The organism is Tateyamaria pelophila (assembly GCF_019966495.1).
In the GTDB taxonomy this organism is placed as follows: domain Bacteria; phylum Pseudomonadota; class Alphaproteobacteria; order Rhodobacterales; family Rhodobacteraceae; genus Tateyamaria; species Tateyamaria pelophila.
Genome location: NZ_JAIMIA010000018.1, coordinates 42,424 through 66,077 on the forward strand (window position 1 = coordinate 42,424; position 23,654 = coordinate 66,077).

At 57.8% G+C, this 23,654-nt stretch carries 23 protein-coding genes, 1 tRNA gene and 1 pseudogene; 17 read left to right on the forward strand and 8 right to left on the reverse strand.

Going from position 1 to position 23,654, the window contains the following annotated elements; translation table 11 throughout:
- Nucleotides 1-101 precede the first annotated feature (101 nt).
- From LC354_RS08235 to LC354_RS08250, 4 genes are all read left to right on the forward strand, one after another.
- On the forward strand, nt 102-842 hold the full coding sequence (locus LC354_RS08235; protein ID WP_223422808.1) for a DUF2092 domain-containing protein: 741 nt from the start codon (nt 102-104) through the stop codon (nt 840-842).
- 12 nt (nt 843-854) lie between these two features.
- Nucleotides 855-1,385, forward strand: a complete 531-nt coding sequence (locus tag LC354_RS08240; RefSeq protein WP_223422810.1) for a hypothetical protein — start codon at nt 855-857, stop codon at nt 1,383-1,385.
- Nucleotides 1,386-1,655: 270 nt separating this feature from the next.
- Complete coding sequence (locus tag LC354_RS08245) at nt 1,656-2,555, forward strand: TIM barrel protein (protein ID WP_223422811.1); 900 nt, start codon at nt 1,656-1,658, stop codon at nt 2,553-2,555.
- Complete coding sequence (locus LC354_RS08250) at nt 2,552-3,394, forward strand: PfkB family carbohydrate kinase (protein WP_223422813.1); 843 nt, start codon at nt 2,552-2,554, stop codon at nt 3,392-3,394. The genes LC354_RS08245 and LC354_RS08250 overlap by 4 nt, the downstream gene beginning before the upstream one ends.
- On the opposite strand, the gene LC354_RS08255 is transcribed toward LC354_RS08250, so the two are convergent.
- Nucleotides 3,379-4,233, reverse strand: coding sequence for an amidohydrolase family protein (locus LC354_RS08255; RefSeq protein ID WP_223422815.1), 855 nt, complete (start codon nt 4,231-4,233; stop codon nt 3,379-3,381). The two genes, LC354_RS08250 and LC354_RS08255, sit on opposite strands and share 16 nt — an antisense overlap.
- Complete coding sequence (locus LC354_RS08260) at nt 4,230-5,258, reverse strand: aldo/keto reductase (protein WP_223422816.1); 1,029 nt, start codon at nt 5,256-5,258, stop codon at nt 4,230-4,232. The genes LC354_RS08255 and LC354_RS08260 overlap by 4 nt, the downstream gene beginning before the upstream one ends.
- 97 nt (nt 5,259-5,355) lie before the next feature.
- Between LC354_RS08260 and LC354_RS08265 the strand changes: the two genes are divergently transcribed.
- The 3 genes from LC354_RS08265 to LC354_RS08275 are packed head-to-tail and all read left to right on the forward strand — an operon-like array spanning nt 5,356 to nt 8,734.
- The gene (locus tag LC354_RS08265; RefSeq protein WP_223422818.1) at nt 5,356-6,156 is read left to right on the forward strand and encodes a BtpA/SgcQ family protein; all 801 of its coding nucleotides are present in this window, start codon (nt 5,356-5,358) and stop codon (nt 6,154-6,156) included.
- A complete protein-coding gene (locus tag LC354_RS08270; RefSeq protein ID WP_223422820.1) occupies nt 6,153-7,247 on the forward strand; it encodes a M42 family metallopeptidase in 1,095 nt (364 codons plus the stop codon). Before LC354_RS08265 ends, LC354_RS08270 begins: the two co-directional genes overlap by 4 nt.
- Nucleotides 7,247-8,734, forward strand: coding sequence for an FGGY-family carbohydrate kinase (locus LC354_RS08275; protein WP_223422822.1), 1,488 nt, complete (start codon nt 7,247-7,249; stop codon nt 8,732-8,734). The genes LC354_RS08270 and LC354_RS08275 overlap by 1 nt, the downstream gene beginning before the upstream one ends.
- Before the next feature lie 403 nt (nt 8,735-9,137).
- Here LC354_RS08275 and LC354_RS08280 read toward each other — a convergent pair whose 3' ends face one another.
- From LC354_RS08280 to LC354_RS08295, 4 genes are read right to left on the reverse strand one after another with little or no spacing between them, the layout of a single operon-like run.
- Complete coding sequence (locus LC354_RS08280; RefSeq protein WP_223422823.1) at nt 9,138-10,055, reverse strand: carbohydrate ABC transporter permease; 918 nt, start codon at nt 10,053-10,055, stop codon at nt 9,138-9,140.
- Nucleotides 10,052-11,155 carry a carbohydrate ABC transporter permease gene (locus tag LC354_RS08285; protein ID WP_223422825.1) on the reverse strand — a complete coding sequence of 368 codons (1,104 nt, stop codon included), beginning with the start codon at nt 11,153-11,155 and terminating at the stop codon, nt 10,052-10,054. The genes LC354_RS08280 and LC354_RS08285 overlap by 4 nt, the downstream gene beginning before the upstream one ends.
- 46 nt (nt 11,156-11,201) lie before the next feature.
- Nucleotides 11,202-12,056, reverse strand: coding sequence for a hypothetical protein (locus LC354_RS08290; RefSeq protein ID WP_223422827.1), 855 nt, complete (start codon nt 12,054-12,056; stop codon nt 11,202-11,204).
- Nucleotides 12,057-12,067: 11 nt separating this feature from the next.
- On the reverse strand, nt 12,068-13,696 hold the full coding sequence (locus tag LC354_RS08295; protein ID WP_223422829.1) for an extracellular solute-binding protein: 1,629 nt from the start codon (nt 13,694-13,696) through the stop codon (nt 12,068-12,070).
- 217 nt (nt 13,697-13,913) lie between these two features.
- Here LC354_RS08295 and LC354_RS08300 point away from each other — a divergent pair, with 217 nt between their 5' ends.
- The 8 genes from LC354_RS08300 (at nt 13,914) to LC354_RS08335 (ending at nt 21,322) form a co-directional block, all read left to right on the forward strand.
- On the forward strand, nt 13,914-14,951 hold the full coding sequence (locus LC354_RS08300; RefSeq protein WP_223422830.1) for an ABC transporter ATP-binding protein: 1,038 nt from the start codon (nt 13,914-13,916) through the stop codon (nt 14,949-14,951).
- 5 nt (nt 14,952-14,956) lie between these two features.
- Nucleotides 14,957-15,604: an SGNH/GDSL hydrolase family protein gene (locus LC354_RS08305; RefSeq protein WP_223422832.1), complete on the forward strand. Its 648-nt coding sequence runs from the start codon at nt 14,957-14,959 to the stop codon at nt 15,602-15,604.
- Nucleotides 15,605-15,626: 22 nt separating this feature from the next.
- A complete protein-coding gene (locus tag LC354_RS08310) occupies nt 15,627-16,073 on the forward strand; it encodes an RbsD/FucU family protein (RefSeq protein ID WP_223422833.1) in 447 nt (148 codons plus the stop codon).
- A 2-nt stretch (nt 16,074-16,075) separates the two neighbouring features.
- Nucleotides 16,076-16,978 carry a ribokinase gene (gene rbsK / locus LC354_RS08315; protein ID WP_223422835.1) on the forward strand — a complete coding sequence of 301 codons (903 nt, stop codon included), beginning with the start codon at nt 16,076-16,078 and terminating at the stop codon, nt 16,976-16,978.
- Between the two features lie 224 nt (nt 16,979-17,202).
- Nucleotides 17,203-19,005: an NAD(P)/FAD-dependent oxidoreductase gene (locus tag LC354_RS08320; RefSeq protein ID WP_223422837.1), complete on the forward strand. Its 1,803-nt coding sequence runs from the start codon at nt 17,203-17,205 to the stop codon at nt 19,003-19,005.
- Nucleotides 19,006-19,246: 241 nt separating this feature from the next.
- Nucleotides 19,247-20,176: a DnaJ C-terminal domain-containing protein gene (locus LC354_RS08325; protein ID WP_223422838.1), complete on the forward strand. Its 930-nt coding sequence runs from the start codon at nt 19,247-19,249 to the stop codon at nt 20,174-20,176.
- Nucleotides 20,177-20,180: 4 nt separating this feature from the next.
- Nucleotides 20,181-20,501 (forward strand): chaperone modulator CbpM, encoded by a 321-nt coding sequence (locus LC354_RS08330; RefSeq protein ID WP_223422840.1) that lies wholly within the window; start codon nt 20,181-20,183, stop codon nt 20,499-20,501.
- 110 nt (nt 20,502-20,611) lie between these two features.
- Nucleotides 20,612-21,322: an endonuclease/exonuclease/phosphatase family protein gene (locus LC354_RS08335; protein ID WP_223422842.1), complete on the forward strand. Its 711-nt coding sequence runs from the start codon at nt 20,612-20,614 to the stop codon at nt 21,320-21,322.
- A gap of 31 nt (nt 21,323-21,353) precedes the next feature.
- On the opposite strand, the gene LC354_RS08340 is transcribed toward LC354_RS08335, so the two are convergent.
- Complete coding sequence (locus LC354_RS08340; protein WP_223422844.1) at nt 21,354-21,542, reverse strand: DUF6324 family protein; 189 nt, start codon at nt 21,540-21,542, stop codon at nt 21,354-21,356.
- 81 nt (nt 21,543-21,623) lie between these two features.
- On the opposite strand from LC354_RS08340, the gene LC354_RS08345 reads away from it, so the two are divergent.
- Nucleotides 21,624-22,106, forward strand: coding sequence for a GNAT family N-acetyltransferase (locus tag LC354_RS08345; RefSeq protein ID WP_223422846.1), 483 nt, complete (start codon nt 21,624-21,626; stop codon nt 22,104-22,106).
- A 60-nt stretch (nt 22,107-22,166) separates the two neighbouring features.
- Nucleotides 22,167-22,243: transfer RNA gene (locus LC354_RS08350), tRNA-His, on the forward strand.
- A gap of 974 nt (nt 22,244-23,217) precedes the next feature.
- Here LC354_RS08350 and LC354_RS08355 read toward each other — a convergent pair.
- Nucleotides 23,218-23,568 (reverse strand): annotated as a pseudogene (locus LC354_RS08355) (peroxidase family protein); the annotation flags it as partial.
- Between the last annotated feature and the right edge of the window lie 86 nt (nt 23,569-23,654).

Genomic DNA, 23,654 nt, shown 5'->3' on the forward strand with positions numbered 1-23,654 from the left:
AAAGGATGTCTGCTTTTATGCAGAATGTTCGGAACAGTGGCGACAGAAGGAAGAAATGCGTTATGGATTTCGTTGTAAAGCAATCTGCAAGGGGCCTAGGTATGGCGCGTGTCTCTGTTCTGCTGGCGAGTGTTGCGAGCATTTTGGGTGCCCCGGTCACCGCGCAAGACGCGCCGCCCGCAGTTGATCCTGCCGCGCTTCAGGCGCTGTTCGATATGTCGGAACGGATGCGAGGCTTGGACTCGTTTACAATCACCGCTGATATCGCGTCAGAGGTTGTTCTGGTGACCGGTGAGCGTTTGACCTCGATCGACCAAGTTTTGATCGATGCGCATAAGGGAACAAACCTGCGGATCGAAAAGACGTCGCCGACCCGGGAACGCATCTTCTATTTCAATGGCGAAAGTGCCACGCTCTGGGGGCCTGTCACGCAGTTTTACGCAACGACCGCGTTCAGCGGGACCAATGCGGACCTGATCGCACATCTGTCACAAACATTCGGATACGAGGTCCCGCTCAGCGATTTGTTTCTGTTGGGAACAGGCACAGAGGACGCCGAAGCGGTGACACAGGCGCGTTACATCCGGCCTGCGAATATCGGCGGACGAGTATGCGGACAATTTGCCTATCGGTTTGAGAACGTGGATTTGCAGATGTGGATCGATACCGCCGAAGGTGGTCTGCCCTGCGCCTATCAAATCGTGGATCGCACGGACGACGCCAGCCCGACGTTCTTTGCTACTCTGGAGGTTGAAACAATCGTGAACCTTGACGATAACAGGTTCACATTCGTTCCGCCCGAAGACGCGATAGCGATCCAGTTCGAAACTGTTGCGGAATAAGGGGTGAAAGTCATGAAAAAATTGCTTAGCACAATCGCAGCGGTCGCATTGATGGCACCTATCGTTCCATCGTTCGGCTCCATGGGCACTGTCGTTGCGGTGACCATTCCGGCGGCTCTTGCAACGTTATCCGGCGCTCCGGTCGAGGCGCGCGGTGGCGGCCGCGGCGGTGTTGGCCGTGGCGGTCGCGGATTTGAAGGTGGCGCGCATATGGGCGGATCACGCTACAGTGGCAACGTGTCGGTCAACAACCACGTCGACCGGAACATCAATCGGAATGACAATACAAACGTAAACATCAATCGGAATGTCGATGTCAACGTGGATGCCAGACATAACTACGGCTATTATGACAACAACGACGTCGCCCGGGCGATCGGGGCCGGTTTGGTTGCCGGTGTGGTGGTGACTTCGATCGCCAACCGGTCGGATTGCCAGAATCAGCTAATCGGTGCCACAACCTATCTCCTTTGCGACGGTATTTGGTATCAACCGCAATATTCCGGTTCCGACGTCACATATCTGGTGGTGGACAAACCCTGATATAATACCGGAACTGCTATGTGGCGGTGTGAAGCCTCATAACAGGTTGGACGCGGGCCTGAAGGTGGGCAAATGAGCCAGCTTTGCCCGTCTCGGACGTGCGTCTCGTGTCGCTCGGGTATTGTGCGAAACGTGGCCTGCACCGATTGTGCATCACCGTAAATGCTGTCTATGCTTTGCACCATGACATTAAACACGTCCCCCCGCTTCGCTGCGCGCCTGAACGCGTTCAAAATAGGCGCTTCGAGCTATTGGCCTGGCAAAAACAAAGTGACCACCGCGGATTTGTTGACGCGTGCGGCGACCGCTGGCCTGACGGCGGCGGATCTCAATTACCCGGATCATTTCGTTGACGATACGCCCGCTGATCTATCGCGTGCCTTGGCCGATAGCGGCATGGTGCTCAACGGATTGGCCATGCGCTACTACACGGATCCGGGCTACAAACTGGGGGCGTTTACGCATCCTGACCGCGCCGTGCGCCGTGCCGCCATAGACGAGACCAAACGCGGGTTGGATGTGCTGGCCAGAATGGGGGGAAACCTGATGACCCTCTGGATGGGGCAGGACGGGTTCGATTACTCGTTCCAAGCGGATTATGCCCGCATGTGGGACGCAACGATCGAAGCAATGACCGAGGTCGCGGATCACAACCCGGCCATTGATATCGCTTTGGAATACAAACCGAACGAGCCGCGCGCCTTTGCACTGATGCCGGATGCGGCGACGACTCTGCTGGCCATCAAGGACATCGGACGCGTCAATACCGGTGTGACGCTGGACTTTGCCCATGTGCTCTATGCCGACGAGATGCCAGCCTTTGCGGCGGCGCTGGTGGCGCGACATTCGCGTATCCTCGGGGTGCACCTGAACGATGGCTATGGCAAGTGGGACAATGGGTTGATGGTAGGGGCCGTGCATCCCATTCAAACCGTTGAGTTGTTGGTCGAATTGGAACGGATCGGTTATGACGGGGCGATTTATTTCGACACGTTTCCGGATCATTCCGGCCTTGATCCTGTCGAAGAGGCACGCACAAATATCGAAGTGGTTCAGCGTCTGAGGCGCACTGCCGCGCGGTTGGTGGCGGACGTCGGTCTGCAAAACGCCATCGCCCGGCAAGACGCACCGATTGCGATGCGCATTGTTCAGGCGAGCCTGCTCGCGTGACGCTTTTGGTCGTGGGATCGCTGCACCTTGATGTGGTCGTGCGGGCTCCGCATTTGCCTGCGTTGGATGAAACGGTAACCGGCTCTGCGGTTGATTATGTGTTTGGCGGGAAGGGCGGCAATCAGGCACTGGCGGCGGCCCGGATGGGCGCGCAGGTCAGTTTTGCAGGGCGCGCAGGCTCAGATCGGTTTGGCGACATGATCCGGGATGCCTTGCGGGCGGAGAACGTGGACATGTCTCAATTACAGACCGATATCGGCCCAAGCGGCATGAGCGTGGCAGTGGTTGATGCGCAGGGTGACTATGGGGCCGTCATCGTCTCCGCCGCGAATTTGCAAATCGAGGGCAGCCAATTGGACGTGCCCGAAGGTACGAAGCTGGTCCTTTTGCAGAATGAAATCCCCGAAATGATCAATATCTCCATCGCGGCCAAAGCCCGCGCCGCGGGTGCGCAGGTTTGGCTGAACGCAGCCCCGGCCCGCGCCCTATCAGACGAGCTGATGCAGTCGGTTGATCTGTTGATCGTGAACCGGGTGGAAGATGCGTTTTACGCCGATGTGTCAGGCCCGGAGCGGTTGACCACATTGGGGGCCGAAGGGGTGCAGCACGCCGGGCAAACTCATCCCGGGTTTGCCGTCGATGTGATTTCGACCCACGGGGCAGGCGATGTCTTTGTTGGGGCACTTGCCGCCCAAGTGGTTGGGGGAACTCCATTGACGGATGCGATCGCATTCGCGCAAGCAGCGGCGGCCTTGCACGTCTCCTCGACGCTGGAGAAGCGGCTCCGTTTGACACCTGAAAATGTGCGGGCGTTCCTGAAGGCTCAGCCCAGCCGGTAAAAACGCGCGGCAGTCGCGCCAAAGATCTGACGTTTTGCATCCTCGGGCTGGTCCACCGTCAAGGTCTGAGCAATCGTGTACCAATCGCCATATTCAGCTTGTAATCGACACACCGGCCAGTCCGATCCCCACATGATACGCTCGGCCCCAAAACTGTCGATGACGTGCTGCGCGAAGGGGCGGATATCCTCGACCCCCCAACCCTCACCGGCTTCGGTGACAAGGCCGGACAGTTTGCAATATCCGTCCGTCTGATCGGCGAGCTGCGATATCCCGTGCGCCCAGTCGGTAAAAGCATCCTTGCCCATTTGCTGGTCACGGATCTGCGGTTTCATGCAATGATCATAAACGGTGCGCATCTGCGGATAGCGCCCGGCCAGCGTCAGGAAATTGGGGATATGCCTGGGAAAGCCCAAGGCATCAAAGGGCAGGTCCAGATCGATGATCGCACGATACGCCCATTGCACGTTGTCGCGCAGCATCCAGTCCACATCGGGAATGTCCTGAATCATCGGCCGCACGCCTAAAAATTTGGGATGGGCCGCCAGTCGGGTCAGGTGGGCAATTTGGTTAGTGTCCTCAAAATTGATCCAGCCCACGACGCCCTTGATCGATGGCGTCGCATCGGCGAGACCCAGCATGTATTCCGTCTCCTCGACGGTGGCTGCGGCCTGAACAAGGACGGTGCCTTGTATGCCGTGCTGATCAAGCGCAGGCGCAAGATCAGGTGGCGCATAAGCCCGGTTCAGGATCGCGTTGTCCTTTGGCATCCAGTTGTAATCGCCGCGCAGCGGTTGCCAAAAATGCTGGTGCGCGTCGATTTTCATGCCACGCGTCACGTCGGTGCATCCTCGCGCATCAACCCTTTGGCCTTGAGGTCGGCCCATAGCCCGGACGGGATCACCGCTTGAGCCGCCTGCAGGTTGCCGGTCATTTCGGACACACCCTGACCGCCGGGGATCACGGCCACATGCGCCGGGTGGAGCAGTGGGAACTGGAACGCAGCGTCGACCATGCGCACGCCATGATCGTTGCAAACATCTTCGATGGCATTGACGCGGTCGATGATATCCTGCGGAGCGGGATCATAGTTGTACCAGGCCTGTTTGCGCGCCCCGGTGGCGAGGATGCCGGAATTATAGGGCCCGCCCGTGACAATCCCGATGCCGCGCGCCTCACAGAGAGGCAAAAAGCTGTCGAGTGCCTTTTGCTCCAACAGGGTATAGCGTCCGGCCAGCAGAAACAGGTCGAAGTCGCCGCGCTCTGCGAGGGTCTGGCACACCTCCCATTCATTGACGCCGCCGCCGATGGCCTTGATCACCCCCTGATCGCGCAGCGACACCATCGCGTCATAGCCCCGACCTCCAAAAAATTCCTCGATCCGCATGTCGGACATCTCTTTGGAGCCGTGGGAAAAGACACAAAGATCATGAACATAGAGGATATCGATCCGGTCCACGCCAAGGCGGGAAAAAGAATGCTCGAACGAGCGCATCACTCCGTCATAGGTATAATCATACTGCTCGCGGCGCTGCGGCACGTCGAACCATTTGCCTTCGCCCGTACGATGCTCGGGCGCGCAGGCTTGCATCAGCCGTCCGACCTTGGTGGACAGTATGTATTCACCGCGCGGTTTGTCGCGCAGAAACGGATTGAGGCGCGTTTCGGAAAGGCCAAGGCCATAAAGTGGCGCCGTATCGAAATAACGCACGCCGCCGTCCCATGCCGCATCCAGCGTCGCGCGTGCGTCCTCGTCGCTGATCGCGCGATAGAGGTTTCCGAGCGGCGCCGTCCCGAAGCCCAGTTCGGTGAATGTCAGCCCGCCATTGTTCAGCCGGTCCCAGTGACGTGTTTTAAGGTCCATGCGTGTTTTCCTCTTTTCCGTATTCTTTCAAACCTTACCCCAGTTTCCTTTTGCGTGAACAGCCCACCAATCCTAGTGTGAGGCATTGGGGGGTAGAATGACTGAAAATTTCACGCGTGTATTCGGGGCGACAAAGCCTGTTATCGGAATGGTTCACATTGGCGCCTTACCGGGGTCACCGTTGCATGACCCGTCGCTTGATCTGCTGGCGGCGGCCCGCGCTGATCTGCTCGCCTTGCAGGCGGCAGGGTTCGATGCGGTGATGTTCGGCAATGAAAATGATCGGCCATATGAATTCGATGTTGATACGGCATCGGTGGCCACCATGGCCGCACTGATCGGTGCGCTGAAATCTGAAATCACCGTCCCGTTCGGCGTCAACGTGCTCTGGGATCCGATGTCGAGCGTCGCATTGGGTGCCGCAACCGGGGCCGCCTTTGTACGCGAAATCTTCACCGGAACATATGCTTCGGACATGGGGCCGTGGACACCGGATGCAGGCAAGGCCATGCGTTATCGCAACCGGTTGGGTCGTTCGGATATGGCGATGTTGTACAATGTGTCAGCAGAGTTCGCCCATTCGCTGGATCAACGCCCGTTGGCCGATCGTGCGCGTAGCGCGGTCTTTTCCTCCATCCCCGATGCGGTTTTGGTGTCCGGTCAGATCACCGGAGAGGCAGCGGCCTTGCCTGATCTCGAAGCCGTCAAGGCGGTGTTGCCTGATATGGCGGTTATGGCCAACACGGGTGTCAAACACGATACGGTCGCGGATGTTCTGGCGATCGCAGATGGCTGTATCGTTGGGTCGTCCCTGAAGGTGGATGGAGATACATGGAACCCGATTGACCCGGAGCGCGCGCATGATTTCATGAAACGTGTGAGGCACGCGCGGGGATGAAGGACCGTCTCCGTCAAAATACGATGGGCCTGATGCAGGTGCCCGGCCTGTCCGGGCATGAGGATCGCGTGCGGCGTGACATTCGCATGCGTCTGGATGAAATGGGTGTTCAGAGCAAAACAGACCGGCTTGGTAACCTGGTCGCGCATTTTCCGGGTGAAGGCCCGTCGGTGATGCTGTTTGCCCACATGGATCAGCTTGGGTTTATCGTGCGCAAGATCGAAGCCGATGGTCTGATCCGGTTGGAACGGCTGGGCGGCGTGCCAGAACGGGCGCTGGCGGCACAGGAGGTGCTGATTTGCGTCGGTGAAGGACGGGACGTGCGCGGCGTCATCGCCAACAAAAGCCACCACGCAACCACCCCGGACGAAAAGTACCGGGTCGTGCCTTACCCCGAGCTTTACGTGGATGTTGGCATGACGTCAGCAGAGGCCGTACACGCCGCAGGCATCCGCATCGGAACTCCCGTAGTCTATGCGCCCCAAGCGGTCGCGCTGGGCCAGAATCGTATCCTGGGCACCAGCGTGGATGACCGCGCCGCCTGTGCCGTTTTGTTGGAACTGGCGCGCGTTTTGAAAGGCCGAGCCGCCGGGCCGCCGGTACATCTGGCCTTTACGGTGCTGGAGGAGTTCAACCTGCGCGGTGCACAACCGCTGGCGCAGGCGCTGCAACCAGACATCGCAATCCAGCTTGATCTGATGTTGGCCACGGACACGCCGGATATGGCGGCACGGGGCGATATGGTGTTGGGCGGTGGGCCGGGTATGAGCCTCTATTCCTTTCACGGGCGTGGCACGCTTAATGGCGTGATCCCGCATCCGGCGATGGTGGACCTGTTTGAACGGACCGCAGAGGCGCAAGGCATTCCGCTGCAACGTAGTGCGCAGGTCGGCGTGCTCACGGACTTGTCCTACGTCCAGCTTGTGGGGCAGGGCGTGGCGTCCATCGATATGGGCTTTCCCATGCGCTATTCTCATTCGGCGCGTGAGCTCTGCGATTTGAATGATCTTGCCGCACTGACCCGTTTGCTTGACGCAGCGCTTGCGCAGATCGGGCCTGATTTTTCCCTAGAGAGGGACGACTACACCTGATGGCATATACCTTGGGCATCGACATCGGCACCTATGAGACCAAAGGCGTGCTGGTCGACGAAAGCGGTACCATCCACGCGCAAGCGGCGCGCGGCCACAAGATGCTGGTGCCGCACCCCGGCTGGGCCGAACATCGCCCCGAAGAAGACTGGTGGGGCGATTTCGTTTTTATCTGTCAAACTTTGCTGGGCGAAAGCCGTGTTGATCCGGCAGACATCAAGGCCGTGGCTTGCAGCGCTATTGGCCCCTGCATGTTGCCGGTGGACGCGCACGGTGCGCCCTTGATGAATGCTGTACTCTACGGTGTGGATGGGCGGGCCGAAGCCGAGGTCCGCGAACTGACCGACCGCATTGGCGAAGACACTATCATTACGCGCGGTGGTAACGCGTTGACCTCGCAATCCGTTGGGCCAAAAATCCTGTGGCTGAAACGCAACCGGCCCGAGATCTTTGCGAACACCGCCTATATCCTGACCTCGACCAGCTTTCTTGTGCAACGGCTGACCGGGCAGGCGGTGATCGATCATTACACGGCGGCCAACTTTTCGCCGCTTTATGATGTGGCCACGCAGTCATGGACGGATGATCTGGCAGACGGCATTCTGCCTTTGGACAAGCTGCCGCGCCTGTTGTGGTCGAACGAAATTGCGGGCCAGATCACGCCCAAAGCCGCCGAGGCGACGGGTCTTGCCGTCGGCACACCCGTTACCGCCGGGACGATTGACGCAGCGGCGGAGGCCCTGTCCGTGGGGGCAGACCAGCCCGGCGATATGATGATGATGTATGGCTCGACCATCTTTATTATCCTGCGTGCGCAGTCGCAGGTGTCTGACCCGCGTATCTGGTATGCGCCGTGGTTGTTCGAGGGCGAACACGCGTCAATGGCGGGGCTTGCCACATCCGGCACGCTGACCCACTGGTTCCGGGATCAACTGGCGCGGGATCTGGACCCTGCAGATGCATTTCCTGTCCTGGCCAAAGAGGCAGCCGCGTCACCGCCCGGCGCAAACGGACTGCTGATGCTGCCTTATTTCTCCGGAGAGCGAACCCCGATCCATGACACGCTTGCCAAGGGCGCACTTTTTGGCCTGAACCTGACGCATACGCGGGGCGACATGTACCGCGCGCTGATCGAAGGCATCGCGTATGGCACACGGCATGTCACCGACACCTTTGCCGAACTTGGCCAATCGCCAACGCGTCTATTGGCGGTCGGTGGCGGCACCAAAAACGAACTGTGGGTACAGGCGACGTCCGACATCACCGGCATTGATCAGATCGTCTGCGAAAAGACGACGGGTGCCAGCTATGGCGATGCATTCCTTGCAGCCTTGGCTGTGGGTTTGGTTGCACGCGGCGACATTGCAAAGTGGAATCCGGCAGAGCGGACAGTTACCGCGCAGGCAGCGCCCATCTATGACACATCCTATGATCTTTTTCGCAGACTCTATGAGCAAACCAAGGATATCGCGGCGGAGATCATGTGAGTTCGGATTTCCGTGATGTCCCCGCTTTCTTGGCCGTCGCTCCATTCTTGTAACAAAGGCGTATTGCAAAGCAGATAGTCACTAAAATGCACGCTGTTTGAGTGCTGCGTACGAAGCGGCCAAAGCAAAACGAGGACTCATGCAATCCCGTCAATCACCACCAGATTGGTTGATGCAGTGGTATGGCAAATGATGGCCAGCTCCTTGTCGTCCGGATCGTTGTGCCAAGCCTTGGCATGAACCCGTCGAGATAGACCTGGTGTGCATCGGGGTCACGTATGTCGCGTTATCCGATGACATAGGCTGGCATGATAAACTCCTGTTTCAGCGGTGCTGTGCGCGTTGCACCGGTGAGAATGCGTCATCAATGTGGCCTGCATTGGCCAAGCCCGGGACTGTGCCTCTACTTCACGGCGCCTGCGGCCATGCCCTTGATGATGTATTTCTCAAGGAAAATCGCAACGATGATCAGAGGCAGGATCGCGGCCGAAGAGAGAGCCGCCATGGACCACCAATTGATCCCCTGCGATCCGGTTTGTGACGCCACCATGACAGGCAGCGTGGTGGCATTGGTGGCAGTCAACAGGGCGGCAAAGAAATATTCGTTCCAGCACAGCACAAGCGACAGGATGAAGGCCGCGACCATGCCGGGCAGGGCGATGGGCAGGACAATCTGAAAGAACGACCCCCAGATGCCGAGGCCGTCCACAAGAGCCGCTTCCTCCAGTTCGACCGGGATGCCCTGAAACTGATCCCGCATGATCCATATGACGATCGGCAGCACCATCAGCGTATAGAGCAGGATCAGGCCGACACGGCTGTCGAGCAGACCGAGGGATTTGTAAAGAACGAGAAAGGGAAGGGCGAGCACGACGGGGGGCAGGATCATCTGGCTCAGAAAGAAGAACGAGATATCCGAGTTGCGCATGAACCCGAATTTATAGCTGAACCGTGACAAGCCATATGCGGCGAGCGACCCCAGAACAACGGCAAGGATGGATGCTGAGATCGCGATGATCGTGCTGTTCCAGAACCGTTTCAGGAACTCTTCGCGCACCGTTGAAATTTCGCCGATCAAACGGGGAGATATCCCGATGGACTCCCAACCTTTCCAGCGCGGCGTGAAGTCGACCCAGGGGATCAGATTGCCCTTCATCACATCCGGCGCAAGCTTGAAAGAGGTCGTGATCGTCCAGAAGATCGGGAACAGGCAGACCACGGTCCATATCAATAACGCGCTATAGATCGCGATGCGACTGGCCCACCATTTGGTCTTGGCGCGACGGTCTGCGTCGTGGTCCTTGAAGATTGCATTGTTCATGCGGGTCGCTCCATCCACCGGCTGACCAATTTGAGCAGCAGCGTCACAAAGATGACGATCAGCACCAGATAGACCATCGCCAGAAGCGTACCGTATCCGACATTCGACCGATCGCGGTATTCGCGGAAGATAAAGCTGGTCACACTGTCCGTCGCCCCCCCCGGCCCACCCGAGGTGACGTTGATGATCACATCTGCCAGCTTCAGTTTAAAGATGATGCGGATCACGATGGCCGTTACGGACACTGGCAGCATGAGGGGAAAGATGACTTCCTTGAAGCTCTGCCAGCCGGTTGCGCCATCGACTTTAGAGGCTTCGATCACCTCGCGTGGAAGCGCCTGAAGCCCGGCCAGGAGCATGATCATCATGAACGGAATGAAGGTCCAGGCATCCATGGCCATGATCATGAACCGCGCGATCTCAGGACTGCCGAAAAAGCTGGGTTCGCCCCCGAACTCGCGAATGACGCGGCTGACGGGGCCAAAGCGCACCTCGAGCATCGACTTACCAATCATCCACGACACTGCGACGGGGCTGAGCATGAGCGGCAGCAAGAACACGACCCGAAAGAACTTCCGCGCCCGGATCTGAGCGTTGAGTAACAGGGCAAGTCCGAAGGCGATCACGTATTCCACACTGACGGCCAGAACGTAATACACCATGTTTTTCAGGGCGTTCCAGTAGAATTGGTCATTCCACATTTCACGCATGTTGTCCCAGCCATTGGGCTGCGGTCCGTTGGGCGAAGCGAGGTTCCAATCGGTGAAGGAGATATAGAGCGCAAACAGCAGGGGAAAGACCACGAGACTGATGACAAAGAGTGCCGCGGGCAAGACAAAGAGCGTGCGCTTGCCCTTTTCCCCGTTGACGATCACCTGTGCCGCACAAAGGGCTGTGGCCCAAAGCACGTAGGCGTAAAGGATCGGTCGCCAATTGTCGAAGCCGTTGCCGATGTGACCGGTCTCGTAGGCTAATTGCCAAAGCGCCATACCCGCGCAAAGCCCAGCCGTGCCCCAAACCATCAATTTTCCCAACCGCTTGCGGTTGTTTGAGATGTCGTCGGCGGTGACGGTGTGTAGAAGATCGCCATCCGTACTCATCGATGAAGCCTTTTGATGATTATCTTTGTTCTCACGCAAGGTGCTTTCATGATGCGTGCGGGGTGATCGAGTTCACAACACCCTCCAATTTGACTTTGTTCAGCAAGTTCGGGCCCTCCAGGAAAATCCAGAACTCCGTACGCTCGATACTCGGGGTGCCCACAAAACTGTCGATGTTTGGCAATGCGTGGCTGGTGAAGAAATCTGTTCCCGGCACGGAAAACAGCCCAAGGGCGAAGCCATCAAGCGAGACCATGCCGAAACCACGGGTTTGAAACAGCGGGTCAAACTCGGCCAGAGCATCAGTACGACCAGCCATAAATGCCAGGATATCGTTGGAGGCAAATTGAGTTGCGCCGTTTTCATCCAGCAACGTGTTGGGCACATCATTCAAAACGAGGGTCTGCATGCCAAAAGGGGCATTCGGTACACCGAGAAGTTGGCAATGTTCAAAGTCGGCGCAGAACCCGGCTGACCGGATTACCGTGCCCACTTTGGAGGTTGCCGCATGCTTCAGAACACGTGGGATATCCAGGTGGGCGACATTGGCCCCGATGCGTAACTCGACGCCTGTGAGCGCGGTTTGATAGGCCCCGATGCTGGCGCCGGTGATGGTGGGCGTTTGCGCAAGATCATAAGCGATATCGCCTTCGACCGTGAGTTGCCCTTGCGCGGCGGATGGTCCGACGAACTCGGTCATCAACGCACCCAATGTACCTCCGGAGGTGCCGACGATCTGATTGGGATCGAAGCCGACCGTGGCTTGAAACATAAAGCTGGACGTTTGCGCGTATGCAGATGCCGCCGTGACCATGGCAAGGAAACAGGAAACTAGACCCTTGAAAATCAATACGAAACCCCTGTTGGCAAGCCCGCCCAAGATATGACCTTGGGCGGGCATTCCGTTATCCGTTACAGTCCAAGCGATTCCTTGTAGATCGCGATCTGGTTCTCTCGACCAATCTGGTCGGTGATCTTTTCCCAGGCTGCGGCAATGGCGTCCGCCGTTTCCTGCGCTGATCCATACTGACCGGCATAGCCCTTGGCCAACTCGTCTTCTGCGACCGAGTAGTACTGGAAGATACCGGGAATACGCGGTTCGATTGCCGCATTCGGGTGGTTGTAGCTGTCTGCGTTGGACCCGAGGTAATCTTCGATAAAGGCACGATCGTACCCTGCTGCTTCCCACTCGTCGTACTGGAAGTGGGAATTGCGGTAAGGCTGGAAGCCCGATGGGTAGGCGGATGCCCAAAGCGACAGATCCTTGCCACCCAGATGGGCCGCTGCCGACCAAGCCGCTTTTTTCTTCTTCTCGTCGCCTTCGACGGTGGCCATGACGTACACACCCCAGCCGATATAGGCCATGTTCGGGGCTTCATTCATGGTGTCTTCCCATGCGCCGGCCTGCGCATTGTACACTCGATCCGAGGCCGGGTTGATGCCAAAGCCGACCACGTCGCCGACAACGGAAGTGTCCGAAGTCCGCGCGCTTGACCCGACATCCCCCCACCACATCAGCATGGATCCGGTGCCCGCAAGGAACTGCTGGAACGCGGTCGTGCCCGGGTCGGCGTTGATCTGGTCGGTGGGGTATGCGCCTGCCTCGATCAGGTCCATCACATCCTGAATGGCCTGGACCCATGCCGGGTTGTTGACCATCGGTGTCATGGTCTCCGGATCGAAGAGCCACGCGGGGCTGTTGGGGTGCTTGGCATAGGCGGCGGCGCGGTTCTCGAGGAAATAAAACCCAAACCCACCCCATCCTTTGAGCGGATCGAGATAGCCGTGGGCCGGCAAGCCGGTCAGCGGGTCTTCCTTGCCGACCAGATCCTTGGTCATCTGGTTGATTTCCTGCCATGTGCTCGGGACGTCTGGGCCGGCAATGCCTTCGGGGCCGAAGTAGTCCTTTCGATACGCAAATGTATGGCAGTCGCCATCAATTGAAACGCGGTACGTCTTGCCGCCCCATGTGCCGACCGGGGCCTTGAGGTAATCAACATAGTCGTCCATGTCGATCTGCTCTTTGACCCAGTCGGGCATCTCGGAGGCCAGACCCTTGCCCAGCACGTCCCCCTCGAAGGGCGCGCCCATTTCGATGATGTCGAAATCTACGGTGCCTGTGGCAATCGATTGTTGAAGGCGGGCATTATAGTCGGCCTGTGCAAGGTCGATCCAGTTGATTTTCGCGCCTGTGTAGGTTTCCCAAGGCTTTAGGAAGCCGCGGAACAGGAAGTTGTGCAAGTTTTGGTTGTTGAGACCCATAAACGTGAGTTCAACCCCTTCAAACTCACCCTCGGCCACATTCTCCTTGGTCGCGCCAAGGGTCATTTCACCGACTTTCTGCCAGTCACTATCGGTCGGAGAGCCTGCGCCCACACCCGGTATTTTCAATATCTCGGCACGTACGTTTCCGTGGGCCGCAGCCTGTGCCGCGCCTTTGGGCAACATGGCGGCTGCACTCAGGGCCGCTGTGCCTTTCAACATCTGTCGGCGGTTCATTTTCTGAGCCGCCTTGATGTAATCATAAAGGTCCGTTTTCATATCTATCCTCCCTGGATCGGTGACAAGTTTCGGCGTGGGCCAGACGTCTGAATGGCTTGTTTTTAGCTTGGTTTTGGCAGCCTTGCGTCCTTCGTCCCCTCCGCGAAATTTCACTATGATCGAGAATGACCTTAAGTCAACAAAAGCTGACGCAGCACGTGGACAACGAAATTTCCTTTCTCTAACGTCAGCTTTCTAAAGTGGGGGAAGGCTTTACATGGCTGGCGTCAGGATTCAGGACATCCGGAAATCTTATGGGGCGGTTGAGGTCATCCATGGCGTCAACGTTGATATAGAAGATGGGGAGTTCGTCGCTCTTGTGGGCCCCTCGGGCTGTGGCAAGTCCACATTGTTGCGGATGATTGCGGGGCTCGAGCCGATCAACGCAGGGACTATCGCAATCGGCGACCGGGTGGTGAACAATCTGCCACCTGCGGAACGCGACATCGCGATGGTGTTCCAGACCTATGCGCTCTACCCGCATAAATCCGTGGCTGAGAACATGGGCTTTGCCCTGAAGGTGGCCAAGACCGACCGGGCCGAGATCGCGCGGCGTGTGAAGGAAGCCGCCGAGATTCTCAGCCTCACGGAATACCTTGATCGCAAGCCGCGGCATTTGTCGGGTGGCCAGCGCCAGCGCGTTGCCATGGGCCGGGCCATTGTGCGCGACCCGCAGGTTTTCCTGTTTGACGAACCACTGTCCAATCTGGATGCCAAGCTCCGCATTCAGATGCGGACGGAAATCAAAGAACTGCATCAACGCCTGAAAACGACGACCGTTTTCGTGACCCATGATCAGATCGAAGCGATGACGCTGGCGGACCGAATTGTCGTCATGCAAGGCGGGCGGATCGAACAGATCGGGACGCCGCTGGATCTTTACGACAACCCGGTGAACGAGTTCGTTGCGACGTTCATAGGTGCGCCGTCGATGAACCTGTTGCCCGGGCAGTTGACCGCCGGGCGGGTGCGCGTGGGGGATCAGGAATTCGATGGTCCGGCGGGTGAGGGACCGGTGAGTCTTGGCGTGCGTCCTGAACATTTGCTGCTGGCAGAACAGGGCCTCGCGATGGAAGTGAAAGTGGTCGAACCGACCGGGTCCGAAACGATGGTGTTCCTGCGTTTTGAAGGTCAGGATGTTACAGCCGTGTTTCGTGAGCGTCATGACTTTGCGCCAGGACAGGTCATACATCTTGCGCCTGATCCGACCTATCTGCATTGCTTTGACGCAGCCACAAGCGAACGAATGGTGTGACCAGAATGCAAAACCGCACCGTACTTTGTTTCGGCGACAGCAACACCCATGGCACCATTGCGATGGAGACAACGACAGACCGACGCCGGCACGCGAAAGCAGATCGCTGGCCCTCGGTCATGGAGGCGCAGCTTGGCGCAGAATGGGACGTGGTTGCGGAAGGTCACCCAGGTCGGACATCGGTGTTTGATGATCCTATCGAGGGCGCTCACAAGAACGGGTTGCGGGCCTTGCTGACGGCACTTGAGTCACACCGGCCGATTGATCTTGTGATCCTCATGCTGGGTACAAACGATCTCAAGGCGCGCTTCAGCCTCTCTGCCAACGACATTGCTCTGGGCATTCAGCGTCTGACAGTCGACATATTGCGCTCCGACACCGGGCCGGACGGACAGGCACCACGTGTTCTGTTAGCCGCGCCCGTCATCGCGACAGAGACAGGGATATTCGTCGATATCTTTGCAGGGGCCGCAGAAAAATCCCGGGCGTTGCCTGACAAGTTGCACAACGTCGCCGCGCAACAGCACGTTGGATTCATTGATCTGAATGCGGTCGCGGAAACCGATCCGGTTGATGGCATCCACCTCGACGCGGCCGCTCAATCCGCCATTGGCTTGGCCATGGCGCGCGCCGTTTCAGACCTTATGACCTGACGCAACAGAACGGAGACGACATATGCTCAAAGGAATAGACCCGCTGCTGAATGCCGATGTACTCTATGCGCTGCGCGCGATGGGTCACGGCGATGACCTGATCATTGCTGACACCAACTTCCCCTCGGATTCCGTAGCCCGCGAAACGGTGCTGGGAGAGGTGTTGCGCATTGACCGCCCCGTGGCCGAAGTCATCAAGGCGGTGCTTTCTGTTTATCCGATCGACACGTTTGTGGAGGACGCAGCGGCGCGGATGGAGGTGGTAGGCGAGCCTGACACCCTTTTGCCGGTGATGGACGAGGTTCAAGCCGAAGTAAGCAAAGTGGACGGCCCGACACTGCTCGGGATCGAACGCTACGCATTCTATGATCGGGCCAAGCAGGCCTATGCTGTCATCCAGACAGGCGAACGCCGGTTTTATGGCTGCTTCGCATTGCGCAAGGGCGTCGTCCCGCCAGACGGTGAATGAAGATGGGCACTGTTGTCATTCTCGGAGTTTTTGTTGCCGACACGGCCTACCGGGCGGACCGAATGCCGGTCATGGGCGAGACGATCTTGGGCAATGCCTTCGCGCTTGGCCCCGGTGGCAAGGGGTCAAACCAAGCGGTGGCCTGTGCCCGGATCGGGGCCGAAACACACATGATCGCGATGCTGGGGCAGGACGATTTCGGCAAGCTTGCGCTTGATACATGGGCCGACGCTGGCGTCACCCCGCATGTGCGGCACCTCGCGGAAAGCTATACCGGGGCCGCCCACATCTTTATTGAGGAAAGCACGGGCAACAACGCCATCATCATCGCGCCCGGCGCTGCGGCCTTGATGCGGGTTGCGGATATTGACGCGCAGGCCGATCTGATTGCAGGTGCCGACGTGTTCGTCACCCAGTTGGAGCAACCGATGGAGGCTGCGATGCGGGGGCTGCAGATCGCCAAAGCCGCCGGTGTCACAACGATTCTGAACCCCGCACCGGCAGCAGAACTGCCTGAGGGCATGCTGGCCTTGTGCGACTACGTCACGCCAAATGAAACGGAATGCGAAGCGTTGACCGGCATTGCCGTACAGACAGATGCCGATGCGGAAAAGGCATGCGGGATGTTGCGCAAGCTGGGTGTTGGAACCCCGATTGTGACCATGGGTGAACAGGGTGCCTATTTGTACGGCCACGGGGTGGTTCCATCGGTGAATGCGGGCGCCGTCGTCGAAACAACCGGGGCAGGCGATGCCTTCAACGGAGCCTTTGCCGCCGCCTTGTCCGAAGGAAAATCACCGTTGGAAGCTGTTCGGTATGGCTGCGCCACAGCGGGAATTTCGGTCACCCGGGCCGGGACTGCACCATCCATGCCAAGCCGAAGTGAGGTGGAGGCAATTCTGTAGTCTGCGGCTTCGGAATGGGGCGAGGCAACTGGCGCTGCTGTTTTGATCTTTGCTTCGGAAGTCGAAGATCTCCTTTGTGCCTTCAATCTTGCATTTGAATAAGTACGCTACCGTATGGTGCTGAACGCATGTTGCGCGGCTTATCACACATGCCCATCAAAACAGTCGCGTCAGGCCTTCGGTTCTGCCACACTCTCGAAGGTTGCATAACGGGAGGTTGCAGAATGCTAGACACAACTACAAATGATCAGGTTACGGAATTTCTTGACCGGTTCGGGGCCGCGCTCGAGGGCGGGGATATCGATTCTGCGGTTTCGATGTTTCAGGCCGACAGCTATTGGCGCGACCTGGTGAGTTTCACCTGGAACATCCGCACGATGGAAGGGCACGATCAGATCCGCGATATGCTAAGCGCGCAACTGGCAAGCACCAAGCCATCGGGCTGGAAAATCGCTGACGGAGAGGTCGCCACGGAAGAGGGTGGGATCAGCACCGCCTGGATCACCTTCGAGACGGACGTGTCGCGTGGTTATGGTTTGATCCGCCTCAAGGATGGCCTGATCTGGACGCTGCTGACATCCATGACAGAACTGAAAGGACACGAAGAGCCTTTGGGCTATGAACGCCCTCTGGGGGCCAAACATGGCGCTGGCAAAGGCCGCCCGACTTGGGCGGAAGAGCGTGAGAAAGAGCAGACGGAACTGGGCTACGAGACGCAGCCCTACACCGTGATCATCGGCGGCGGGCAGGGCGGCATCGCCCTTGGCGCGCGTTTGCGGCAACTGGGTGTGCCGACCATCATCGTCGAGAAAAACGACCGCCCCGGCGATAGCTGGCGCAACCGTTACAAATCGCTGTGCCTGCATGATCCCGTCTGGTACGATCATCTGCCCTATCTGCCCTTCCCGCCGAACTGGCCGGTCTTTGCGCCCAAGGACAAGCTGGGGGATTGGCTGGAGATGTATACCAAGATCATGGAGTTGAATTATTGGACCCGCTCCGCCGTCGAGAAGGCCAGCTATGACGAAGCGACCAAGGAATGGACGGTCACCGTGGACCGTGACGGCGAACAGGTTACCCTGCGACCCAAACAGTTGATTTTTGCCACCGGCATGTCCGCCAAGGCCAATGTACCTGATTTCCCGGGGATGGCGACATTTGCAGGGGACCAGCACCATTCCAGCAAACACCCCGGCCCGGACGGGTTCAAGGGCAAGAAGGTCGTCGTCATCGGTTCGAACAACTCGGCCCATGATATCTGTGCTGCCCTTTGGGAGAACGACGTGGATGTGACCATGGTCCAGCGGTCTTCGACCCATATCGTGCGGTCCGATCCGCTGATGGAATACGGGTTGGGCGATCTGTATTCCGAACGCGCGGTCGAGGCTGGAGTGACGACGCAAAAGGCCGATCTGATCTTTGCATCGCTGCCCTACCGGATTCTGCACGAATTCCAGATTCCGATCTATGACAAGATCAAGGAAGTGGACGCGGATTTTTATGCGGGCCTCGAAAAAGCAGGCTTCCTGCTGGACTGGGGCGCGGACAACTCCGGCCTGTTCATGAAATACCTGCGCCGAGGGTCGGGCTATTATATCGATGTGGGTGCGAGCCAGTTGATCATTGATGGCAAGATCAAACTTAAAACAGGTCAGGTCAGCGAGATTGTTCCAGATGGTATCGTATTTGAGGACGGCTCCAAGCTGGAAGCGGATGTCATTGTCTATGCGACAGGCTATGGGTCGATGAATGGCTGGGTTGCCGATCTGATCGATCTGGAGACGGCGGACAAGGTTGGAAAAGTCTGGGGCCTGGGTTCAGACACGCCCAAGGACCCCGGCCCGTGGGAAGGGGAACAGCGCAATATGTGGAAGCCAACACAGCAAGACGCGCTGTGGTTCCATGGTGGCAATCTGCACCAGTCTCGGCACTATTCGCAGTTCCTTGCGTTGCAGATCAAGGCGCGGATGGAAGGCATCGACACCCCCGTCTATGGCCTGCAGGAAACGTATCATACAGGGCGATAATCTGGCCTGGTACGGCGTGGACACGCGCCGTGCCGTTTTACAGCCTTTGGCGCTGCGGTGATGAAAAGATGCGGCGCCCTGTCGAAAATGCACAGCAAATGCGTGCTCCGGCGCTCAGGTTAAGGGCCGGGCGGCTGTCGTCAACGCTCCCGTCGCAAGGCATGGCTGATCTTGATCAAGGACCGAGCCTGCCCGATAGTGTATCCTGAAATTAGAACTCTGGCTTCTGGAAACGACGTTTATGGATTTCAAAGATTATTACAAAGCCCTTGGCGTGGCGCCCGATGCAAGCGCCGATGAAATCAAGCGCGCCTTTCGCAAAGGCGCGCGTAAATATCACCCCGATATCAACACCGACGCCGGGGCCGAGGCCAGTTTCAAGGATGTGAACGAAGCTTACGAAGTTCTCAAAGACCCCGAAAAGCGTGCCGCCTATGATCAGTTGAGAAACGGACCACCGCCGAATGAAGGTCAGTATCAGCCCCCACCGGACTGGGACTCTGGGTACAGATTTTCAGAAGGCGGGCCGCAAAGCGACGAGGGCTTCAGCGACTTTTTCGAAAACCTGTTTCGGCGCGGACAAGGCCCGGGTCAGAAAAGATATGCGGAACGCGGGGCGGACAGCCATGCTCGTTTGCAAATCGATATCGAAGACGCCTATCAGGGGGCAACCCGCACGCTGAGCATGCGCACGCCTGTGGTTGGCCCGGATGGTATGATCACCATGAAGGATCGCAACATTTCCGTACGCATTCCGGCGGGCGTGTCCGAAGGGCAGCATATCCGGTTGGCGGGGCAAGGCACGCCGTCACCCGGTGGCACGGCAGGCGATCTGTTTCTGGAAGTCAGTTTTGCGCCGCATCCGGTCTATCGTCCGGATGGCAAGGATCTCTATCTCGATTTGCCGATCACCCCGTGGGAGGCGGCCTTGGGCGGTCATGTCGTGATGCCGACGCCGGGGGGCAAGGTCGACCTGCGTATCCCTGCAAATGCACGCAACGGCCAGAAAATGCGCCTCAAGGGCAAGGGTTTGCCCGGGACACCCCCTGGTGATATCTATGCCACCCTTGAAATTGTGAACCCGAAAGTATCGACCGACAAAGCGCGCGCGCTTTTTGAACAAATGGCCAAGGAAATGCCTTTTGATCCGCGCGCCCATCTTGGAGGATAGTGTTTTGAAAAAGACCACACAGCGCAATGAGATTGTTGATGCACTGACCTTGCAGGATCTGTGCCGATTTTGCCAGGCAGAGGAATCCTGGGTAATTGAACTGGTCGGGCATGGTGTCCTTGAGCCTGTTGGATCCAGCGTTGAGCATTGGAGATTTCGCGGAATGAGCATCGTGCGGGCCAAAAAAGCGTGTCGCTTGAACCGAGATTTGGGGATCAACACCGCCGGCGTCGCCATGGTGCTCGACCTGCTCGACGAACGCGATGCTGCGCTGCGTCGGTTGGCCCGCTACGAGATGCTGAGCAGCGGTGAGGTGGACCAATAACGCTGTTTCCAGCCCAGATTTGATGCTTTTGACTGCCTGACTTGGCGATCTTTGGCGCGAGTTGCATCGCCAGAGTTATATTTTGGCACGAACCACATTATATGAAACATATGACACACACGCAGATACGCATCGCGAGCTATAATATACACAAGGCGCGCGGCGTTGATCGTCGCCATGACCCGGAACGTATCTTGCAGGTGATCAACGGCTTGGATGCGGATATCATTGTTTTGCAAGAGGCAGACAAACGCCTCGGGCAGCGTCTGCCTGCGATTCAGCCGGAACTGATTGACAGCGAAACGGACTTTCGTCTGGTCGACGTTTCTGCAAACGGGATCAGCCTTGGCTGGCACGGCAATGCTGTCCTGGTGCGTCCCGGTGTGAACGTGGCTGGGGTTACGCGCCTGGAATTGCCGGGTTTGGAGCCGCGTGGAGCGCTTCGTATTGATCTCGATATCGGGGCGGGTCTGAGTGTTGTCGGCACGCATCTGGGGCTTCGCCGTCGGAACCGTCTGGCGCAGCTTCAAACGTTATGCGACGCCACACAAGACAGCGCCCATACGGTGATCGCCGGGGACTTCAACGAATGGTCGGAACGCGCCGGGCTCGAGCCGTTGGCCGACCGATTTGAAACACATAGTCCGGGGCGCAGCTTTCACGCTCGCCGCCCCATGGCGGCCTTGGATCGGTTTGCCCTCAGTGCTGGGGTCGAGATGCGTGACGCAGGGGTCGAACAAGGCCCCTTGGCCAAACGTGCATCGGATCACCTGCCGATCTGGTCAGACATTTCGGTTCCGCACGTTAAGGCGACAGACTGAAACTGAAGGTTGATAGACACGGAAGCGCGGTTTAGCGCGACAGTGCCGCCGCCGCTTTGGCCGCGGCCAAAATTTCCTCTGCGATTTCTTCAGCTTCTTCCGGCTCGAAATCCATCGGAATTTCGACACCTTTCGCTTCGACGAAAATGCGTACCATACCCTTGTCTGTCGGTCCGATTTGAAGGTTGGCTTCGATATCGCGTTCGTTGTTGATGCCCATAACGGCCTCCGGCGGGAATGAAGGCTGTTTGCTAGCTTGTAGAACCTTGATTGGCAAGCACGTTGCGGGCAATGTACCTTGATGGATGAGGTGATTTTGCGCCCCTTCAGGTCAACCGATCTGGACTGGCTCGTGGAACAGCATGGGGTGCTCTATGCCTGTGATGACGGGTTTGATGAAAGCTTCGAAGCGCTGGTGCGATCGATTCTCGAGGAATTCCTCGCAGACCATGATACCTCCTGCGAACAAGGTTGGATTGCGGAAGTCGGCGGGCAGCGCTTGGGGTCGATTTTTTGTGTGCGCGCCGATGCGCAGACGGCAAAACTGCGACTGTTTCTGCTGTTGCCCGAGGCGCGCGGCAAGGGACTGGGGCGGCGCTTGTTGCAGCAATGCACGGAGTTTGCGCGCATGTCTGGCTATTCCGGCATGAGATTGTGGACCCATGAAAGCCATGTGGCTGCCTGCGCCCTCTATGCCCGTACCGGATGGCGCTTGGAAAGCTCGGAACCGGTACATTCGTTTGGGCAGGATCTGGTTGAGCAAACCTGGAGCTGCGCCTTCTGAATTTTATCCCTGTGGCCGGTCTTGCAATCGTCGGCCTTCATGGGTATTTGGTGCAGCAGTGCCGCCTTAGCTCAGTAGGTTAGAGCGCTTGATTGTGGATCAAGAGGTCCCCCGTTCGAGCCGGGGAGGTGGTACCAAATCTATCCTTAAGTTCAGGCGCCTGCCCGGAGGAGTTTAGATACCTCATATTGTCCGTCGCCTTTGAGGGACACATGGGGGGACAATTATGCCGGGATGCCCCCTAAAATCGGCCAAAACAGCAGAATTCCACACTTGCGGTGATTCCGAATGCGTAACTGCTCGACCGCCTTGCGAAAGGGGTTGTGAACGCTGGCTTCGCAAAGTGATGAATGATCACCTTTGAGAATCTATTTCGCCCCTCTCTTCGAATTCCAGTTGTTCGACAAACAACGGTCAAAAACGCGAGCACGAAGCCACACCGGAAAGACACCGAATAAGACCCTTACTTGCAACGCTGACCTCAATGTCTCTATCGCTGTCGTCTGTTGCCAATGCCGGTGAGTGGATAGAGGGCCGGGTTTCCCATGTTCGCGATGTAGACACTATTGAGGTGGACAATCTGCCGGTGCGATTGAATGGCCTGGACGGTGCTGAACTGAATGAGCGTAAGGGGCGGGCCGGAAAGGCTTGGATACAGCGCCTTGTGCTGAGCAAGGCAGTGCGATGCAGGTTGAACGTGGTCAAAACGACCGTAACGTCGCCATTTGCTGTTTGCGGAGCGGTGAGGATATCGCGGCTTTGGCGGTTGCGGAAGGTTTCGCCTGTGATTGCCCGCGTTATTCGGGTGGAAAGTATGGTCAGTTGAACCAGGATTGGTTTTTTTACCGGAGTAGAGTCATGCTGTTTTGCAATGGAAAAGTTGTAAAAGACGCGCCTTCAAGCGGCTCGCATCCGCGAAGTCTGGCGCACGCAGCAACGCCATCAAGGACGCCCCATAGTTTTTCAGAAGAAGCGCGGGAGGGATTTTAGGATCTGGTAGCTCGGATGCTGCCGCCTGACACAGAAACCCAACCCGCCTACGCGGTGCTTATTTACGACAAAGCCGATCGCTTTTCTTTAGCCCGTCATTGTCGCTGGAAAGCCGCCTTGTCTACAGACCGAACAAATCGGCAACTTCAGTGTAATCCACGCCGAGGAAAACAATTGCACCCCCGGTATCCAGATCAACGACAGCATTGTAACCATCCATTGAAATGCTGGTCCCTGTCACGTTGACCAGTCGCACATCGTCCAACCCGACTTCAAAATCGCGGATCACGGTCTCGCCGCTCGATAGCGCGTTGAATAAAAAGACGTCCGCTCCGTCCCCACCGACAAGGATGTTGTGACCGGACCCGCCAACCAAAGTGTCGTCACCGACGCCGCCAATCAGCCTGTCGCCCCCAGTACCGCCGATCAATCTGTCGTCACCGTAACCGCCATTCAAGGTATCGTTGCCCTCGCCACCGACTAGGCAGCGGACTCATAAAACTCGATCCACAGCCTGACGGATGCCAGTTTGATCATCGACAGGAAATTGCGTGATGT

Excerpts from the sequence above, each read along its gene's own strand:
- LC354_RS08235 (WP_223422808.1), top strand. The coding sequence starts at position 102 with ATGGCGCGTGTCTCTGTTCTGCTGGCGAGTGTTGCGAGCATTTTGGGT.
- LC354_RS08240 (WP_223422810.1), top strand. The coding sequence starts at position 855 with ATGAAAAAATTGCTTAGCACAATCGCAGCGGTCGCATTGATGGCACCT.
- LC354_RS08260 (WP_223422816.1), bottom strand. The coding sequence starts at position 5,258 with ATGGACCTTAAAACACGTCACTGGGACCGGCTGAACAATGGCGGGCTG.
- LC354_RS08265 (WP_223422818.1), top strand. The coding sequence starts at position 5,356 with ATGACTGAAAATTTCACGCGTGTATTCGGGGCGACAAAGCCTGTTATC.
- LC354_RS08270 (WP_223422820.1), top strand. The coding sequence starts at position 6,153 with ATGAAGGACCGTCTCCGTCAAAATACGATGGGCCTGATGCAGGTGCCC.
- LC354_RS08275 (WP_223422822.1), top strand. The coding sequence starts at position 7,247 with ATGGCATATACCTTGGGCATCGACATCGGCACCTATGAGACCAAAGGC.
- LC354_RS08280 (WP_223422823.1), bottom strand. The coding sequence starts at position 10,055 with ATGAACAATGCAATCTTCAAGGACCACGACGCAGACCGTCGCGCCAAG.
- LC354_RS08285 (WP_223422825.1), bottom strand. The coding sequence starts at position 11,155 with ATGAGTACGGATGGCGATCTTCTACACACCGTCACCGCCGACGACATC.
- LC354_RS08290 (WP_223422827.1), bottom strand. The coding sequence starts at position 12,056 with ATGCCCGCCCAAGGTCATATCTTGGGCGGGCTTGCCAACAGGGGTTTC.
- LC354_RS08295 (WP_223422829.1), bottom strand. The coding sequence starts at position 13,696 with ATGAAAACGGACCTTTATGATTACATCAAGGCGGCTCAGAAAATGAAC.
- LC354_RS08300 (WP_223422830.1), top strand. The coding sequence starts at position 13,914 with ATGGCTGGCGTCAGGATTCAGGACATCCGGAAATCTTATGGGGCGGTT.
- LC354_RS08305 (WP_223422832.1), top strand. The coding sequence starts at position 14,957 with ATGCAAAACCGCACCGTACTTTGTTTCGGCGACAGCAACACCCATGGC.
- LC354_RS08310 (WP_223422833.1), top strand. The coding sequence starts at position 15,627 with ATGCTCAAAGGAATAGACCCGCTGCTGAATGCCGATGTACTCTATGCG.
- rbsK (WP_223422835.1), top strand. The coding sequence starts at position 16,076 with ATGGGCACTGTTGTCATTCTCGGAGTTTTTGTTGCCGACACGGCCTAC.
- LC354_RS08320 (WP_223422837.1), top strand. The coding sequence starts at position 17,203 with ATGCTAGACACAACTACAAATGATCAGGTTACGGAATTTCTTGACCGG.
- LC354_RS08325 (WP_223422838.1), top strand. The coding sequence starts at position 19,247 with ATGGATTTCAAAGATTATTACAAAGCCCTTGGCGTGGCGCCCGATGCA.
- LC354_RS08335 (WP_223422842.1), top strand. The coding sequence starts at position 20,612 with ATGACACACACGCAGATACGCATCGCGAGCTATAATATACACAAGGCG.
- LC354_RS08340 (WP_223422844.1), bottom strand. The coding sequence starts at position 21,542 with ATGGGCATCAACAACGAACGCGATATCGAAGCCAACCTTCAAATCGGA.
- LC354_RS08345 (WP_223422846.1), top strand. The coding sequence starts at position 21,624 with ATGGATGAGGTGATTTTGCGCCCCTTCAGGTCAACCGATCTGGACTGG.